This window comes from Flavobacterium branchiophilum FL-15 (assembly GCF_000253275.1).
GTDB classification, from domain to species: Bacteria; Bacteroidota; Bacteroidia; order Flavobacteriales; family Flavobacteriaceae; genus Flavobacterium; species Flavobacterium branchiophilum.
On sequence record NC_016001.1, the window covers coordinates 240068 to 257464 of the forward strand.

Below are 17397 nucleotides of genomic sequence, written 5' to 3' on the forward strand. Positions count from 1 at the left end.
ATATAAAGAGTAAGCAGCAAAATAGGCACCACCGCCAACCTCGATAAATTTTTACAAGACTGGACACTTATAGAAAATAGTAGTGGCGAGGCACCAATAAATTTAGTTTCTACCAGCCACGACCAATTGACTGTGGCTGAAGCTGGAGTGAATCATGTTTACTCACTTTTTTTAGGACAGTATCAAGAAAAAAAAACCAAAATTCACTTATTTGTAATGAATTTTGGTTTTTTAAATTTTTTATCCAAACTAATGTGAACGTCCTTTTAGTTTATACATGGACTTAATTTTTATATAATTAATGTTTGAAATGACGTGTTCCTGTGAACACCATGGCTATATTGTTTTCATTGCAATAATTGATGCTTAATTCGTCTTTTATAGAGCCACCAGGTTGGATTACTGACGTAATTCCCGCTTCTTTTGCTAAAGCTACACAATCTGGAAATGGAAAAAAAGCATCGCTAGCCATAACAGCTCCTTGTAGATTGAAGCCAAAAGTTTGGGCTTTTTCTACGGCTTGTTTTAAGGCATCTACTCTTGAGGTTTGTCCTGTTCCAGAGGCTATTAATGTATCGTTTTTGGCAAACACAATGGTGTTGGATTTGGTATTTTTACAAATTTTTGATGCAAATATCAAATCGTTTATTTCTTGTGGAGTGGGTGTGGTATGGGTTACTGTTTTCAAGTCTGTTGCAGCGTCTGTTTTGGTATTTCTATCTTGAACTAAAATACCATTTAGGCAGGTTCGCACTTGTTTTTCGGGCAATGGGACTTCGTTTAGAATCAAAATGATTCTGTTTTTCTTTTCGGATAATATAGTGAGGGCTTGTTCATCAAAACTTGGTGCAATGACTACTTCACAAAATAAGCTGTTAATTTCTTGAGCTGTTTCAAAATCGATCGGGCTATTTGCAATAAGTACACCTCCAAAAGCCGAAGTAGGATCGCAGGCAAGTGCGGCTAAATATGCGTCTTTTATGGTGTTTCTAGATGCTAATCCGCAGGCATTATTGTGTTTGAGAATTGCAAATGTTGGTTTTTCGTTTTTAAATTCAGATATTAATTGTACTGCTGCATCTACGTCTAACAAATTGTTATAAGATAATTCTTTGCCATGTACTTTATTGAACATTGAGTCAAATTCACCAAAAAAATAGCCTTTTTGGTGTGGGTTTTCTCCATATCTTAATATTTGTCCTTTGTCAAAACTTTGTTTTAAAATGGTTTCGTCTTCATTAAAATAATTAAAAATGGCAGCATCGTAATGAGAAGATACATGAAAGGCTTTTGTGGCCAATAATTTTCTGTTGGCTAATGTTGTAGCACCTTGTTGTGCAGTAATCATGTCCATCAAAACTGGATATTCGTTTACGGAGGCTACAATTGCAGTATCTTTAAAGTTTTTGGCAGCGGCTCTTATTAATGAAATGCCGCCTATATCTATTTTTTCTATAATATCGGACTCGCTGGCACCAGAGGCAACTGTTTTTTCAAAAGGATATAAATCAACTATAACCAAATCTATTTGTGGAATATCAAAAGTTTTCATTTGCTCTGCGTCCGAGGCGTTGTCTTGTCTGTTTAAAATACCTCCAAATATTTTGGGATGCAACGTTTTTACTCTACCTCCAAGTATCGAAGGGTAGCTTGTAACGTCTTCGACGGCTATAACAGGAATACCTAAACTTTTTAAGAATTCCTCTGTTCCGCCAGTTGAATAAAAGGTTACATTCAAATCATGTAATTTTTGTACTAATGGTGCTAATCCTTCTTTTGAAAAAACCGATATAAGCGCTGATTGAATTGTTTTTGTTGTGTTCATTGGTCTAGTTAGAGTTTAAGGTGCAAAAGTAGTTTTTTTGTAAACAAATTCAAATCAATTAACAGCCTTTTTGTGTTATTGGTAATTTGATACTTATGGGGTTTTGATACAGTTGTTTTTTAGGTTTATTGTTTAAAAAATAAAATTCTAAAAAACAAGTTATTATTTTTTAGAATTTTATTAATTAGTTATTTTAATATAAATATTATTTTACAACGTTCCTCTCAGTTCTTGTTCTCTTTCAATCGATTCAAACAAGGCTTTGAAATTTCCTGCTCCAAATCCTCTGGCGCCCATTCTTTGGATCACTTCAAAGAAAAGCGTTGGTCTATCTTCTACCGGTTTGGTAAAAATTTGTAATAAATACCCTTCTTCATCAGCATCAATCATGATTCCAAGTTTTTGAAGTTCGTTGATGTCTTCCTTAAATTTAGACATGTGATCTTTCAATCGTTCTGGAATGGCATCGTAATACGCTTGTGGAGGTGTGCTCAAAAATTCAATCCCTCTTGCTCGCATATCTGCCACTGTTTTGATGATATCGTCTGTTGCCACCGCAATATGTTGCACGCCTTCGCCTTCATAAAAATCTAAATATTCTTCAATTTGCGAACGTTTTTTCCCGTTTGCAGGTTCGTTGATTGGGAATTTTATTCTTCCGTTTCCATTGCTCATTACTTTCGACATCAAAGCCGAGTATTCTGTTGTAATTTGTTTGTCGTCAAACGATAAGAAATTCACAAATCCCATCACGTCTTCAAACCATTTTACGGCTTCATTCATTCGGTTCCAACCGGTATTTCCTACCATGTGGTCAATGAATTTTAGCCCAACAGGTTCAGGATTATAGTCTGATTTCCATTCGCTATACCCAGGTAAAAAGATGCCGTTGTAATTTTTTCTTTCTACAAAAACAAAAACAGTTTCGCCATAAGCCCCATAAATTCCTGCTCGAACCACTTCTCCGTTTTCATCTGATTCAACTACGGGTTCAAAATAAGGTTTGGCACCTCTTTTGGTAGTTTCTTCAAACGATTTTCTAGAATCTTCCACCCAAAGAGCGATTACTTTTACGCCATCGCCATGTTTTTTTACATGTTCACCAATTGGAGAATTGCTGTTTAGAGCAGTTGTTAAAACCAAACGGATTTTATCTTGTTTCAACACATAAGACGCTCGGTCTTTTACTCCCGTTTCCAATCCAGCATAAGCTAACGATTGAAATCCAAAAGCTGTTTTGTAGAAATGAGCCGCTTGTTTGGCATTTCCAACATAAAATTCTACATAATCGGTTCCTAATAAAGGTAAGAAGTCCTGTGCTCCTTCAAATATTTTTTCTAAGCCGTACTCGACTGATTTTAATTCTTTTTTCATGTTATTATAAATAATATTTAAGGTTTAAACTTCCAAAAAAATACGACTTTGACGGGCCAGGGTTCACATCTGTTGCTACTCCAGTAGGGTAATTGTTACCCACATCATTGTCATTAATATTATTTCCTAGAAATAAAAAGTTGTAATTTATTTTGTTTGTTAAATTATTTCCAGCAATATAAAAATCCAATAAACATTTACTATTAAAAAAATTTTTTTTGTAACCAATTTTCATGTTAAATTGTTCAAATCCATGAACCAAATTAGCATTTTCAAAATCAGTATATACACGTCCCATTTGACTATAAGTAGTATTGACATATAAATTTTTAATCAAATTAAAATCAAATCCTATTGAAAATTTATAGTCTGGAGTACCTACAACTATTTTATTGGTGTAATCAACAATGGAATTACCAAATTTAGTGTTGAAATTTTTATATTTAAAATCATTATAATTAAAACTAAAAAAAGGTTGAATTGATTGAATCACTTTACTAAATTGAGTTTCAAAAATATAACCCATACTCAATTCTATACCTTTGTTGGTTTGGTTTCCTGTATTAGTCCAATATTGATATGCTGTACCACCAATTGGATTGACACCAGAAAGTTGTGTAAGTTTGTTTTTGATTTGAATGTTATAAAAAGCCAATTGATAATCTAATTTGGTGTCCAAAAACAATCCGTGAATACTAAAATCAAACATTTTAGCCTGCTCGGCTTGTAATAGATCATTGGTTTGATTTAAGCCACTAATAAATGCAGTTGAAGCAGTTGGAGCATTATATCCATAACTCAAACTTAAATTAAAGATGTGATTTTTGATTTTTTTCTGAAAAGCCAAATGTGGATTTAATTTCCATCCGAACGACTTTGTCAATGACAAATCTTTATTATAATTATTTATTAAACCTGGAATAGCTAACAAATCTGTTCTTTTAAATTTTACATTATTGGTACTTAGACCTACTATGAATGTCAGCTTCAAGGGCTGGTATTCTAATCGGTTATTGGTAAAAAAAGATATTTGCTGGTTTTGATAATTAAAATATGAAGCCTTTGTAATATCAGACACCAACCAAGGATTGTTGTCATCAGTACCAAGAAAGCGATAATTAGATATAAGCGATGTGGTTACATGAATTTCTGTACCCAATTCATTGGAATAATGCCATTTTTCATTGATATTTTTTTTAAAAGTAAACTGGCTTCTAATGCCATAATTTGTGTTTTTACTTATTTCAAAAGCACCTGCGGCTATACGTTCAAAATCAGAATTATAATAAAAAAAAGTGGTGCTGTTTTTTATTGTTTTTGAAACCTGATTGTCATACGAAATTCCAAATCGTAAAGATTTTAATTTGTTACCCGCATTTTTTTTTATATAAGCACTATTCCCATTATCTATACCTTGATAATAATCGGAATACGAAATTTGACCCGCAACTTGTTCAAACGAAAAATTATGGCTTGCATATATATTCATTTTTTCTGAATCGGATATTTTGAAATCACCTAAATATGTTATAAAATTTTTTAGGCTTGCACCATGTGGTCTATACCCATTGGTTTCTAAATGGTTATAACTTAAACACATTTTAGTTTGATTCGTGTTATAATTAAAAATCAAATTGGATTGAAATAAATTATTAGTTCCAAAGCCTGTCCGTTGTTCTATAGAATGACCATTTTCGTTTTGAGTTTTGCTGTAAAATCTAACTACTCCTCCAATACCACCTCCGTAAAGTGTTGCAGCTGGCCCTTTGACCACATCGATAGCGTGTACAAACGAAAAATCAATATCGTCTAATATTGTTATTCCGTCAGCATTTGTAAGCGGCATATTGTTGTAATACATTTTAATTCCCCAATTATTAAATTTCTGATCATTGCCATACCCTCTTATCACAATGCGTTGCCCACCTATTGCAGTGCGTTTATCAACCTGAATTCCAGCAACAGTATTTAAACTTTGCTCAATAAAATTTGGATTGTTTCTATTCAATTCATATTCAGACAATGATTCTATACTTTGAGCATGTTTTTCAAATTCCTTATTTTCTTTATTTGTCTTTTTTCTAGCTTTTATTATTACCTCTTCCATTATTATAGGCTGTTCTTGTCCATTTAAAGCTGTAATCCAACATATCAACAATAACCTACATGTTTTTTTATACATTTTTCATAATTATTTTAACCACGATTGAAAATACGTTTCATCAGCAATTCCCATGGCATCTTCTGTTACCATAAGCGGTTTGAAAGTATCCACCATAACGGCTAATTCCAAAGTTTCTTTTTTACCAATGCTTCGTTCTGCGGCTCCTGGGTGTGGCCCATGCGGAATGCCTGCTGGGTGCAGTGAAATATTACCTGGTTTCACATCATTTCTACTCATAAAATCGCCATCAACATAATACAAAACCTCGTCGGCATCAATATTACTATGATTATAAGGTGCAGGAATAGAAAGCGGATGATAATCGTAAAGCCTTGGAACAAAAGAACAAATCACAAATGCACTTGTTTCAAAAGTTTGATGAACAGGTGGTGGCAAATGAATTCTTCCTGTTATTGGTTCAAAATCGTGAATAGAAAAGGCATACGGATAATTGAAACCATCATAACCAATCACATCAAAAGGATGCGAGGCATATACCAATTCAAAAATTTCGTCTTTCTTTTTTACTTTGATGACAAATTCTCCAGTTTCATTATAGGTTTCCAATTCTTCGGGACGACGAATGTCTCTTTCGCAAAAAGGCGAATGTTCTAATAATTGTCCGAACCAATTGCGGTATTGTTTTGGAGTATAAACGGGAGCGTGTGACTCTACAATAAACAAACGATTGTCTTCTGTGTCGAAGTCGATTTTATAAATCATGCCGCGAGGCACAACAAGATAATCCCCATAACTGAAATCTAAATTTCCGAGCATGGTTCTTAGTTTTCCTGTTCCTTTATGGATGAAAATGACCTCATCAGAATCGGTGTTTTTATAAAAATAATCGGTAGTTGATTTTCTAGGAGCAGCCAAAACAATATGACAATCGGAATTGGTCAGTACAATTTTTCTACTTTCTAGATAATCATCTTGCGGTGCTATTTCAAATCCTCTTAATTTATAGGATTGAATGTTGTTTGCTTTAGCAATTTTTGGAGCAACGCTGTATTGTTTTCTAATTTCTTTTACTTGCGTTGGTCGTTGTTCGTGATATGAGTTGGTGGACATTCCGTCAAAACCAACGGTTCCAAACAATTGTTCATAATACAAATCGCCATTTGGTTTGCGGAATTGCGTATGTCTTTTGCGAGGAATTTCTCCTAATTTATGATATATTGGCATTTCTTTAGGTTTAAAAATTAATATTTTAAAGTTTAAAAAATGGTTTTAAACTTATCTACAAAACAAAAAGAAACCTACTCATTCAGGATTTCTCTTGATGAGGAATTTAAGAAGTATGGGTAGATTTATCCAAATTTTCATATTAGTTGGATTAAAGGCAATTTTTTTTAAATTCAATATTTGACAGAAAATAAAATGTAGCCATAAAAACTATTTTTAAATAATTAAAATTCTAAAAACTTGAATTAAAAGGTTGAATTAGGTTTTAATTATGTCATCAATCGTTTTTTATAGGAGTAAAATTTTGATCAAAATTTAATGTTATAATATTTATTTTCTACAAATTAAACACATCAATTATCTTCTAGTAAAAGGCTATACAAATATATTAAAAAAAATCATTGTACAAAAAAAAAGGGTTTGTTTTTTAAATATTTAAAAAACAAACCCTTTTTTTAAGAATATAATAAAATTATTTTTTAACTCTCAAGAGGCTTAAAGAATAAATAATGGCATGAACTACAGAAAAACCTAATGCAAAATAATACAAATACACATCATCAATATTTGGATCGCTATGATGAATAATTGCAATAATAATTAAGGCAATAACCATTGCTAAACCTGAAAATGCAACAGTTTTATAGTTATTAAAACTAAATTCACCTTTGTTTAATATACTGTTTTTCATTCCATAAAAAATATAAATGTCAAAACCTATCATCATCCAAGCAATTAATCGAATCCATGTATCCAAAGGTAAAAAAACCATCATACCAAGGCAAACTAATATACCTAAAATAGGTACCAATGGCACCATTGGTGTTTTAAAGGCACGTGGCACTTCGGGCATTTTGACACGCATGATCCATACGCCAAGACAAACTAATATAAAAGCAAAAAGGGTTCCTATACTTGTCATTTCGCCAACAACACGAGCAGGGATAAATGCTGCAAAAATACTAACAATGAGCATAAACAACATATTGTTTTTTGCAGGAGTTCTAAATTTTGGGTGTATTTCAGAAAACACTTTTGGCATTAAACCATCTTTACTCATAGAAAAAAACACTCTACTTTGTCCCATAAGCATTACTAGAATTACAGAAGCATATCCACCAAGAATAGCTAAAATAATAGCTTTATTTAACCAAGGAAAAGCAGGTATAACAGCTCCCGAAGCACTAACTTCGCCCATATTGTCTATGGCAATGGCTACAGGAGCAATTCCATCTGCACCAGCAAAAGCAGTATAATTGACTACCCCTGTCATTACATGTGCAAATAATATATACAATACAGTACAAATTCCTAAGGACAATAAAATTCCAATAGGCATATCCTTTTTAGGGTTTTTAGCTTCTTGTGCAGCTGTTGAAACGGCATCAAAACCGATATAAGCAAAAAACACAATAGCTGCCGCTCTAATAATACCAGAAAAACCAAATTCGCCAAAAGTCCCTTTGTTTTCTGGAATATATGGAGTGTAATTTTCTGGTTTGATATATTGCCAACCTAAAGCAATAAAAATTAACACCACCGAAACTTTAAGCATTACAATAATTCCATTTACTGTTGCCGATTCTTTTGTTCCTCGCATCAAGATGAAAGACATGAGCATTACAATAAAAACAGCAGGAATATTTATCAAACCCCCTTCAAATGGCGAATGTGTAAAATTTTCGTTGAGATGAATTCCAAAACCATCGAGAAATTTTGTTAAATACCTGGACCAACTTATGGATACTGTGGCAGCCCCAACGGCATATTCGAGTACTAAATCCCATCCGATAATCCAAGCGATAAATTCACCCATTGTAGCAAATGAATAGGTGTAGGCACTTCCAGCAACGGGTATCATTGATGAAAATTCTGCATAGCACAATCCTGCAAATACACAACCGATAGCCGCTACAATAAACGAAATGGTTATGGCAGGCCCAGCATTAGATGCTGCTGCTAAACCAGTTATCGAAAATAACCCTGCGCCGATAATGGCTCCTACCCCCAAAGCAGTTAATCCTCTGGCGGTTAGCGTTCTTTTTAATCCTTTTTCAGATTCAGACGCTTCTTCTAATAATTGATTGATTGGTTTTCTTTTCCAAATAGACATAATTTTTCTATTTTAATTTAATTTGTTGGTTCAAATATATCAATTTTTTAATAATCTACAACATTTTTTATTTATTTCGTTTTTAAAACCAAAAACCTACGGCAAACCAAGTATAACCTTTGCCTGTTTCGGGCGAATAGGTTTGCTTAATTTCTATTGGGCCAATAACCGTTTCTATCCCATAGCCCAAGGCATAACCCGAATATTTGGATCTTGAAATCCAATTGACTTTTTCGAATAAATTATTTTCGATATTGGCAAAATTTGCCGAAAAATTCAAATGGTTTTTTTTGAAAATTTCATAATCCATCGTTACGGTTGCTTTTATATAGCTATTGCCCGAAACACTCAGAAAGTCATATCCATAAAAAGGTTTGATGTTTTTTGTAGGATTAAAACCATAACCTCCAAACACAAAATCAAAAGCGGCTGTTTGTCTTTCGCCAATACTCAAACCCGCATCTGCCTGTACTGTGAGGGTGGTTTTTTTGTGAAAACTTCTGGCTATTCCAAAATCTACTTTTAATATGGAAAATGGTTTGAAATTGGTTTTTAATGTTGACGAATACAAATAGGTTTGAAAATCGCTACTGAAATAAAATCCTTTTTTTGGAAAATATTTATTGTCAAAATTGTCAAATTTCAATGCCAAATAACCACTTGCAAATTCGTTTTTTTCAATGATTTGAGCGTTATTATCTAAATTATTAGAGGATATTTTTAAATGATCAAACTCTGCACCTATACCTAATAAAAATTGTTGTGCAAAAACCGTTTGTACATATATTTGGTTACTCAAACTGCTAAAATCAATGTTCAAACTTCGTAATCCTTCAAACTGCAAAAAATTATTTTCTTTGAAGTCAGAATATACATTTCTATTAAACACATTGTATTTTGATTTGACTCCAAAACTCCAATAAAATCCATTGTCAATATAATAGTCAAAATTATACCTAAAATTGTCTCCCAAAATTACGTCTATAGAGGCAACATCATTTTTAAATAATAATTTTTTTTGTGTCAAATTTAAAAGTAAACCACTTTTGTATAAACCATCATAGTGCATACCAAATTTTAGAAATGTTTTAACTCTATTTTCTTTTAACTCCATAATTAATTCGTTTTGACCATCGGAAGTTTGATGTATTTTGTAATTAATATCACTGAAGTTTTGTGTAGCATTGAGTTTATTTATTCCTAAATTCAAATCTGTAAATGTTATTTGACTACCACCCCTAAATCCTAGTTTTCCAATAACATAATCATAAGTGTAATTTTTTAGATGGTTGATTTGGATAGAAGCAATACATATACTTTCGTTTATTGGTTTGGCCTCTTGTTTTGTATCATTATTTTGGACGGCAGCCAATGCTTTGAATTTTTCATAAACAGCAAATGCGGCTTCCTCGCCTTTTTTGATAATCGCTCGGCCTTCGTCAAACGATACAACACCATATTTTTCTATATCAGGTTTGATGTATATATCGGTTAGATTTTTTTTGGCTTGCATTTTTTCAATCATCTGAAGATTGGAAATTTGTGTAAAAATTTTAGTAGCATCTGTCAATGCTCGTCTGCCTTTCAAATCGTCTTGTACATCTACCCCAATGATGATATCGGCTCCCATTCTTCGAACCTCTTCTACAGGATAATTATTGGAAACACCACCATCTACTATTAGTTTATGATCTATTTCTACGGGCATAAACAAGGTTGGAAACAAAATAGCTTGAGGCAAATACCCTCCTTTAAACAGCACTTCTTTGCCTGTTTCAACATCCGTTCCTACGCAGACAAATGGGATTGGAAGTTTTGAAAAATCATTTATATTTCTAACATGGTGCGTTAGTTTTGTAAGTAAATTGTAGTTATAAAGCCCTTTTGACAGTGCTAAAGGCAGTCCGATTCTGAATTTTCTGAAAGGAAGGGTTACGGCATACAATTCGTCATTTTTTTTCTCATAAAATGTTTTGGAGGACCTAGGTATAAAGTCTTTGATCAACTCATCAAAATCGGTCGATTTGAATATAGAATCAATTTGTTGTGCATTATAGCCCGAAGCATATAGCCCCCCAACTACAGAACCCATACTGGTGCCTCCAATGTAATCGATTTTGACTCCTGCTTGTTCTAATACTTTTAAGACGCCAATGTGTGCAAACCCTTTGGCTCCTCCTCCGCTCAAAACCAAGCCCACTTTGGGCCTTTGATTTTGAGCATAACTGTATTGATAGCTCCATAAAAAACTCATGATGACTATCATTTTTAGAGACTGCCAAAAAATAGTATTGTCCTTCATTTGATGTTTTTGAAGTTGCATAACTTTTATTTTTTTAAACAAATTATTCCAAACGATGTATTAAGTATGATTTTTAAACACTTTTAAAATTTAAGTAATTTGATGATTAATATAAAAAAAAAGACCGTTGCAGGGCTGCTGTAGGTATCCGTTTTATGGATTGACTATCAGGGTATTATTGTCTTTTTTAACATCGGCCATCAAATTCAAAGGGTCTATAGTTATTTTTTTAATATTTTTTTTAGTTTGTTGTATGTCAAATTGATACGTTGGATAAGCCCATGCCCAGTCTGTCAGTACAGTCCTTTTGATATCAGGCGTTGGGTTTGCTTTTTCGAAATGCATCATTCGCAGTGGAATATAAATATTTTCTGTAGAACCATCCGTATATGTGATATTCAAATCGATAGGCATTGGCATCCTACCTATTCTTTCCAACACGATACTGGTTTTTTCGCTATTGTCAATGACTTCTTTAATAGCATAATCAATAGTATTGGTAGTTGTAGTCCAATCTGTCAAATACCAATCCAGCGATGCACCAGATATTTTTTCTGCTACTCTTTTAAAATCGTTGGGTGTTGGGTGCTTGAATTGGAATGCAGTATAATATTGTTTCATGGTTTGCATCATCAAATCGTCGCCAATTAAATAACCCAATTGACGTGCAAACACACAACCTTTGCTGTATGACGTAATGCTATATACCCTGTTTTCATCAAATCTGTCGGCATGTGTGCTTTGTGGCTGTTCTTTTCCAGAATTGGCCATTGCCATATAACTTTTGTATTCAGCTTCAAATGGATTGTCCGTTTTTTTATCGGCAATGGCATTAACGCCCAAGTTTTCTATAAAAGTAGCAAAACCTTCGTCCATCCAACCGTGTTTGCTTTCGTTGGTTGCCAAGATGTGTTGAAACCACGAATGCCCCATTTCGTGTGCTATCAAGCCAGTCAATCCATCAAGGGTGCCTTCGCCAAGAATCAAGGTACACATAGCATACTCCATTCCGCCATCGCCTCCTTGAATAATACTGTATTGTTTATATGGATATTGACCAATTGTTTGGTTATAATATTGCATCAACTGAACCACTTTTGGCATTACAGCCTTCCAATTGTCAATAATTTTTGGATTGTTTTTATACAAAAAATGAAGCGTTGCACCATTTGGTACTTGAAGAACATCGTGCAAATAATTTTTATCTGCAGCCCATGTAAAATCATGTACATTTGGAGCTATAAAGTGCCATGTATTTGTTTTTTTCTTCGGCTCGTTTTTTACAACTACTCCCGCATCTTGGTAGCCATAACCTATTGCATTGGCATTTTCTAAATAGCCCGAAGCACCTAAAATGTAATCTTTGTCAATTGTAATTTGAACATCAAAATTACCCCAAACACCATGAAACTCTCTTGCAATATAGGGATCGGCATGCCAACCTTCAAAATCATATTCTGCAAGTTTTGGATACCATTGTGCCATCGACAATTCGACACCTTCTTTATTATTTCGACCAGAACGTCTAATTTGAACGGGGACTTGCCCTTCAAAATCCATTGTAAAAAGCGTTTTTGCATGAGGCAAAAGGGGAGTGCTTAATGTGATTTCTAATATAGTTCCTAGTTCTTTTGAAGTAGTAGCAATTCCATTTTGTTTCAAATTCGATACGTGTAAATACCCTATTTCATTTGGTAGCAATTTTGAAATCCGACTTTCTTTAACTTCCTTGTCGCCTATTTTAATTTTATTTACCATGCGAGCGTCAGGGTCTTTAATAGTTTGAAGTCGGGCATCCATTTCGCTTCCTGGTTGAAAAGCATTATTAAATAAATGAAAATATACTTTCTTTAAGGTATCAGGAGAATTGTTTGTATATTCTAAAATTTGATTCCCTTTATATTGGTATTTTTTGCTGTCCATAACTACTTTTATTTTGTAGTCCACATGTTGCTGCCAATAGCCATTTTGGGCTAAAACATTGCCAATGCTACTGCAAATCAGGGCGATGATTATTTTTTTTTTCATTTAAAATAAGGTCTTTAAGGTTGAATATTTTCTAAACGTTCATGATAACGACTATCTATGAGCTGTAAACAAAATTAACAAAAATACAATAACTTGTTTTGTTTTTTGATATTTTTATCAATATTTTGATAATATTAACATTTTGTTTTCAATAATGGATAATAAACAAATGAAAGCCTCTGCTAAATTGAAATGGCTTTGTTGGTTTGGATTCTTATAAAATTAGAAAACCAAAAAAACCAATTTAATAGTTTTTTTGGTTTTCAAAATGCTATTGTTTTTATTACAATATAATGGCATTTGAGGTTACCTATGGTTGTTTTAAGGAGTCATCTGGAGTTGCCGATGAAGGGTTTTCTGAAGCCTCGAACGGAGTGTCATCTGGAGTTACCGACGGATTTTCAACGGGTATTTGATAAACATCTTGCTGACTTAAATCATTCATATTGTTAGGATTGACTTCCTTATTTTCATTTGTTTCTTCTGTATGGATTGTTTCCTCCTCTGTATTATTTTTCGAGAAAAATCCCAATACTTTTTTCTTGAATGCACCAAAAAAGCCTAAAACAGCCAAAGCAATCAATTTTCCAAATTTGGCAATTAGAGCCAATATCCCAACTTTTGTAAGTACTTTACCAGCAACTAATCCGCCAATGGTCCAAGCAGCTACTTCGTCTATACTGCTGTCAAATTCTTCATATTTGTAACCGTCATTAAATTTTACTATATCCAATACTTGGTTTATGTCCTTTTGAACCAAAGGCAATTCCGATGTTTTGGCAATGGCATTAAGCACCAATACCCCTTTTCTGCCTAAAATACGAACGTTGTAGTTGAGTGTTGAATTTATAGAATCGGTGTCAAATTTAATTTCTTTTGCCCAATGCAATATTTTTCTTTCCTTGTCATAAAATGGTTTTGCTGCCCAGCCCACTAAATTGATTGCTCCATAACCTTCTTTTTTTCTGGCTTCGTTCTCTTCGTCTGTATCTTTTTTCATTTGCGTTAGCAGTTCATCATAATCTATTTCATCGGCATCATCATCTTTTACATAGCCAATTTCGTCATATTGAATATTAAAAACATAGCCATTGTCGCCCATGATGCTTTGTTTTTCGGGTAGGATTAATCCCATTGTAAGGTTGTCAGATTTTGGATTTCCCCATAAATCCACGAGTACTTTTTCTGCTTGGATTGGGTTCAAATATTTGAATCCGTTTGGTACATTGATGCTTCCTATGCCGTTTGCTAACATGATTGTTCCATGCTCGTAATGGAATGATTTTTCGATAGAGTCTATTTGAGTAACTGTAAAATCTTGTGCATAAGTGGAAAACCCAATCAAACACAGGGTAATGAATAAAGTGGTTTTGGTTATTAATTTTTTCATTTTTTGGAATTAGTTTAGTTTGTATTATATGGTACATATTATTTTATGACACTAATAAAATACTTATCAAATAATATATTCGACAAATTAAAAAAAAATATTTTAAACAAAAAAATTATTATTAAAATACTTTATAATTCCTATTTTTACCCCCTTATTTTTTAATAATAAAATGTTAATACCCCATTTATACCCAATATACATAAAAAATAGTTCCATGTTGTGAAGTTATTTGTTTGAAAAAATGAGCTAATTTCAACCAGTAAATGCACCTTTTTAGATTTTGATAATACATAAATATAATGAATTTGGTAAAAAAAGCAGCTAAAAAAATAGACGAATACAACTATAAATCGCAATGGAATCAAGTTTTAAATATCCTAGAACCAAACCCTTTCTTTCGATTTAGACACAAAAAAACCAGAGCCATACCTTTAAAAACATCACCTTATCTGGTGTCATTTGAAGTTCATAAAAACGGAAGCATTGTATATGTTTACTCGGTCTTTCATACAGCTCAAAACCCAACTCAAAACCCAAAATAGCATCAAAAAATATTTGAAGCCGCCACTTTTGGCATTTTCACGCAGGGTCAGTTCCCGCCTTACGCTACAATCTTTTTGTTTTTAAAGAAAAAACAAAAAGGATTTCCACTCCAGTCGGGGCTAGATTGCCACTTTTGGAGGTGTTCCCAAGTGCAAAGATTTTAAAAACCCTATCAGCGTTTGAATCGCCGATAGGTTGAAAAGGAAGTTTTAAGGGTTGAAGTATTGCACTTCATTTATTATTACGCAAGGTCAGGAGAACATTGCAGAACATCAAGGTACTATGGACTCTTTGCGGAGCTGAGATTATTTAGGAATATTAAATAAACCTTCCTCAGAAATAGAAAGCCCTTCAATATTTTGATCAAATAATTCGCAAAATAACATAACTGTTGTAAAAAAAACAACAAAATCTGTTGTATCTACAGGGTTATAAGAAATACTATTAATAATAATACACAATTTTTGTCTATTTTTTTTAAATAAAGACTTGTTGTAAAAATAATGTAATCCAAAAATGATTGCACTATGGTAACTTTCATTATAATCTAAAGGATTTTTATATGAAATTTCTACACCAACATCACTTTTTAATTCATATTCTATTGATAAATCACAATAAAACCCTTTCTTATTGACTAATTTTTTTAATTCGTAATTATATTGTTTCATCTATTCTGGTTTTAAAAATTCATCTATATTTTGTATTTTCCCATTCAAATAAAAGTCTGTTGAATTTTTGAGAGAAGGGTTTTGTATGATTTGATTTATTTCTCAATTAGTAGCCCCAGCTCCTTTTTCATAAAAATCCATTCCCTTTTGTGCGTTAACCAATGCAGGTTCTACATTGTCTAAATTAAATTTTATCCGTCCTCCTGATTTTAAAACTGCTGAAGTTGCTTCAAAAAATTCGTCTACGAAATTATTTGCTTCTCCTGAAGTTATTCCTAAGTTTCTCCATTGAGTAGCGTTAGGTGCAGAATACATCTTAGAAAAGGCATTTAAATCTCCCCATGCTGAACCAGCTAACCCTAATGCTATATCCGTTTTCATAGCTGCACTAACCTCTGTCTCCACAATTGCCACTTCGGGAGCTGCAACAGATGCAGGAATTAATTTAGTAGCAACGCTTGCTGCTCCAGCTGAAGCAACGTATGTAAGTGTTTCTCCAGCACTTTCAGAAACTTGTTCGGTGGTTAGAGTTTCTCCTGTTATTATATTTTTCTTGGTATAGAGTTCAACTCCAGATTTTACGACCGCTCCTGATAGTAATACAGTACCTGCTATTGATGCAGCTGATGTAATTGTTGCTACCGTACCAGCACCAACCGTTACTCCAGCAAAAGCTAATATTGCTGGGCCTGCTATAACAGCTACAGTTACAATTGCAGCAACTACAACTACAGCCTTAAGGCCTTTTATCACCCCTCTACCAAAAGCTCCCCAACTAAAACTTGATTTTTTTCCAGCAACCACAGAAACTTCATTCAATGTACCACCGTTTATTTCGTTGGCATCAGTCTGTTTTCCGTTAGGATCAATTAAATTTACAGGGTTTTGATAACAATAAATATAGGAGCCATGATTAAACATATTGTATAAACCACCATTATGCTTACCAGCCCAAAACGTACCGTCATACATCAACGGATCCACACTCGCCCAAAAACTTATCCTCGCATCATAATACCTCGCCCCATAATAATAAAGCCCACTTTCCTCATCCAACTCCTTACCGTTAAACTTATACGGTGAGTTATGGCTGTTTTTATGCTCTTCTACAAAACTTTCTCCAAATGCAAAGTACTCACTATGTTGTGAAACTTCGCCCACAAAGTTAGTAATATAATTGGAACTTCCAAAGCCCCCCAGCCCCCGAAGGGGGAGCTACTGCCGTATGAATGAAAAACTAGATTAAATTTGAAATTTTACTCAAGCAGTAGGTTTCAAAAAAATGAAAAAACCCCGTAGCGTTTGAACGCTAACAGGGTTTGAAAAATTAAATTATTGGTAAAAAAATAGAATTTTTTTATGAATTTATATTTGGTTCAATCTTAGTAATCAGGGGGGGCTGGGGTTAAAAATCTCTATCTCATTATTTTCGTTACTTAATAACACCATACCATTTAATTTATCATCATTGGCAATATATTTTTTAAAATCAATAAGTAATGAATTCAAAAATAACACATCTTTATATTGGATGTCAAAAAAATAGAAATTTTCATCATCAAAATGTTTTTCGATGATTTTTTGATTAGTTACAGAATAATCACGAATAAACTCCATTTTTCTATCATTGTAAATGAAATGAAAATATATTTCATTTCTTTTAGTTTTTGAATTTATAAAATAAATAGTGTCTTTGTCTTCAAAATCTTTCATTAACTTTGTGTTAGTTAATAAAAACACTTTAAATACATCAATTAATGACTTGTCTTTAGCAAAAAAAGTTAGTATTTTCATTTTCT

The 17397-nt window shown here is 33.0% G+C and carries 12 protein-coding genes; 1 reads left to right on the forward strand and 11 read right to left on the reverse strand.

The annotated features are described in order from the left end of the window. Positions 1 to 298 precede the first annotated feature (298 nt). The 8 genes from purH to FBFL15_RS01105 form a co-directional block, all read right to left on the reverse strand. Complete coding sequence (purH, locus tag FBFL15_RS01070; protein WP_014082836.1) at positions 299 to 1825, reverse strand: bifunctional phosphoribosylaminoimidazolecarboxamide formyltransferase/IMP cyclohydrolase; 1527 nt, start codon at positions 1823 to 1825, stop codon at positions 299 to 301. 210 nt (positions 1826 to 2035) lie between these two features. Further along, positions 2036 to 3199 (reverse strand): 4-hydroxyphenylpyruvate dioxygenase, encoded by a 1164-nt coding sequence (gene hppD / locus FBFL15_RS01075; protein ID WP_014082837.1) that lies wholly within the window; start codon positions 3197 to 3199, stop codon positions 2036 to 2038. 4 nt (positions 3200 to 3203) lie between these two features. Further along, positions 3204 to 5381 carry a TonB-dependent receptor gene (locus tag FBFL15_RS01080; protein WP_014082838.1) on the reverse strand — a complete coding sequence of 726 codons (2178 nt, stop codon included), beginning with the start codon at positions 5379 to 5381 and terminating at the stop codon, positions 3204 to 3206. 9 nt (positions 5382 to 5390) lie between these two features. Further along, positions 5391 to 6548, reverse strand: a complete 1158-nt coding sequence (locus FBFL15_RS01085) for a homogentisate 1,2-dioxygenase (RefSeq protein WP_014082839.1) — start codon at positions 6546 to 6548, stop codon at positions 5391 to 5393. 472 nt (positions 6549 to 7020) lie between these two features. Then, a complete protein-coding gene (locus FBFL15_RS01090; protein WP_014082840.1) occupies positions 7021 to 8661 on the reverse strand; it encodes an amino acid permease in 1641 nt (546 codons plus the stop codon). A gap of 82 nt (positions 8662 to 8743) precedes the next feature. Beyond that, positions 8744 to 10984 carry a patatin-like phospholipase family protein gene (locus FBFL15_RS01095; RefSeq protein WP_014082841.1) on the reverse strand — a complete coding sequence of 747 codons (2241 nt, stop codon included), beginning with the start codon at positions 10982 to 10984 and terminating at the stop codon, positions 8744 to 8746. 132 nt (positions 10985 to 11116) lie between these two features. Next, a complete protein-coding gene (locus FBFL15_RS01100; RefSeq protein ID WP_014082842.1) occupies positions 11117 to 12991 on the reverse strand; it encodes a M1 family metallopeptidase in 1875 nt (624 codons plus the stop codon). A gap of 310 nt (positions 12992 to 13301) precedes the next feature. Then, positions 13302 to 14381, reverse strand: a complete 1080-nt coding sequence (locus FBFL15_RS01105; protein ID WP_014082843.1) for a DUF2167 domain-containing protein — start codon at positions 14379 to 14381, stop codon at positions 13302 to 13304. 302 nt (positions 14382 to 14683) lie between these two features. Between FBFL15_RS01105 and FBFL15_RS01110 the strand changes: the two genes are divergently transcribed. Then, positions 14684 to 14926 carry a hypothetical protein gene (locus tag FBFL15_RS01110; protein WP_014082844.1) on the forward strand — a complete coding sequence of 81 codons (243 nt, stop codon included), beginning with the start codon at positions 14684 to 14686 and terminating at the stop codon, positions 14924 to 14926. A gap of 306 nt (positions 14927 to 15232) precedes the next feature. Here the strand turns inward: FBFL15_RS01110 and FBFL15_RS01115 are convergent, their stop codons facing one another. From FBFL15_RS01115 to FBFL15_RS01125, 3 genes are all read right to left on the reverse strand, one after another. After that, entirely contained in the window at positions 15233 to 15598 is a 366-nt protein-coding gene (locus tag FBFL15_RS01115) for a hypothetical protein (RefSeq protein WP_014082845.1), read from the reverse strand. A gap of 102 nt (positions 15599 to 15700) precedes the next feature. Next, the gene (locus tag FBFL15_RS01120) at positions 15701 to 16759 is read right to left on the reverse strand and encodes an RHS repeat-associated core domain-containing protein (RefSeq protein ID WP_044031983.1); all 1059 of its coding nucleotides are present in this window, start codon (positions 16757 to 16759) and stop codon (positions 15701 to 15703) included. A gap of 228 nt (positions 16760 to 16987) precedes the next feature. Continuing rightward, positions 16988 to 17392 carry a hypothetical protein gene (locus tag FBFL15_RS01125; RefSeq protein WP_014082846.1) on the reverse strand — a complete coding sequence of 135 codons (405 nt, stop codon included), beginning with the start codon at positions 17390 to 17392 and terminating at the stop codon, positions 16988 to 16990. Positions 17393 to 17397 lie beyond the last annotated feature (5 nt).

Coding starts and splice junctions, on each gene's coding strand:
- purH (WP_014082836.1), bottom strand. CDS start 1,825: ATGAACACAACAAAAACAATTCAATCAGCGCTTATATCGGTTTTTTCA.
- FBFL15_RS01110 (WP_014082844.1), top strand. CDS start 14,684: ATGAATTTGGTAAAAAAAGCAGCTAAAAAAATAGACGAATACAACTAT.
- FBFL15_RS01085 (WP_014082839.1), bottom strand. CDS start 6,548: ATGCCAATATATCATAAATTAGGAGAAATTCCTCGCAAAAGACATACG.
- FBFL15_RS01095 (WP_014082841.1), bottom strand. CDS start 10,984: ATGCAACTTCAAAAACATCAAATGAAGGACAATACTATTTTTTGGCAG.
- hppD (WP_014082837.1), bottom strand. CDS start 3,199: ATGAAAAAAGAATTAAAATCAGTCGAGTACGGCTTAGAAAAAATATTT.
- FBFL15_RS01080 (WP_014082838.1), bottom strand. CDS start 5,381: ATGTATAAAAAAACATGTAGGTTATTGTTGATATGTTGGATTACAGCT.
- FBFL15_RS01105 (WP_014082843.1), bottom strand. CDS start 14,381: ATGAAAAAATTAATAACCAAAACCACTTTATTCATTACCCTGTGTTTG.
- FBFL15_RS01100 (WP_014082842.1), bottom strand. CDS start 12,991: ATGAAAAAAAAAATAATCATCGCCCTGATTTGCAGTAGCATTGGCAAT.
- FBFL15_RS01125 (WP_014082846.1), bottom strand. CDS start 17,392: ATGAAAATACTAACTTTTTTTGCTAAAGACAAGTCATTAATTGATGTA.
- FBFL15_RS01115 (WP_014082845.1), bottom strand. CDS start 15,598: ATGAAACAATATAATTACGAATTAAAAAAATTAGTCAATAAGAAAGGG.
- FBFL15_RS01090 (WP_014082840.1), bottom strand. CDS start 8,661: ATGTCTATTTGGAAAAGAAAACCAATCAATCAATTATTAGAAGAAGCG.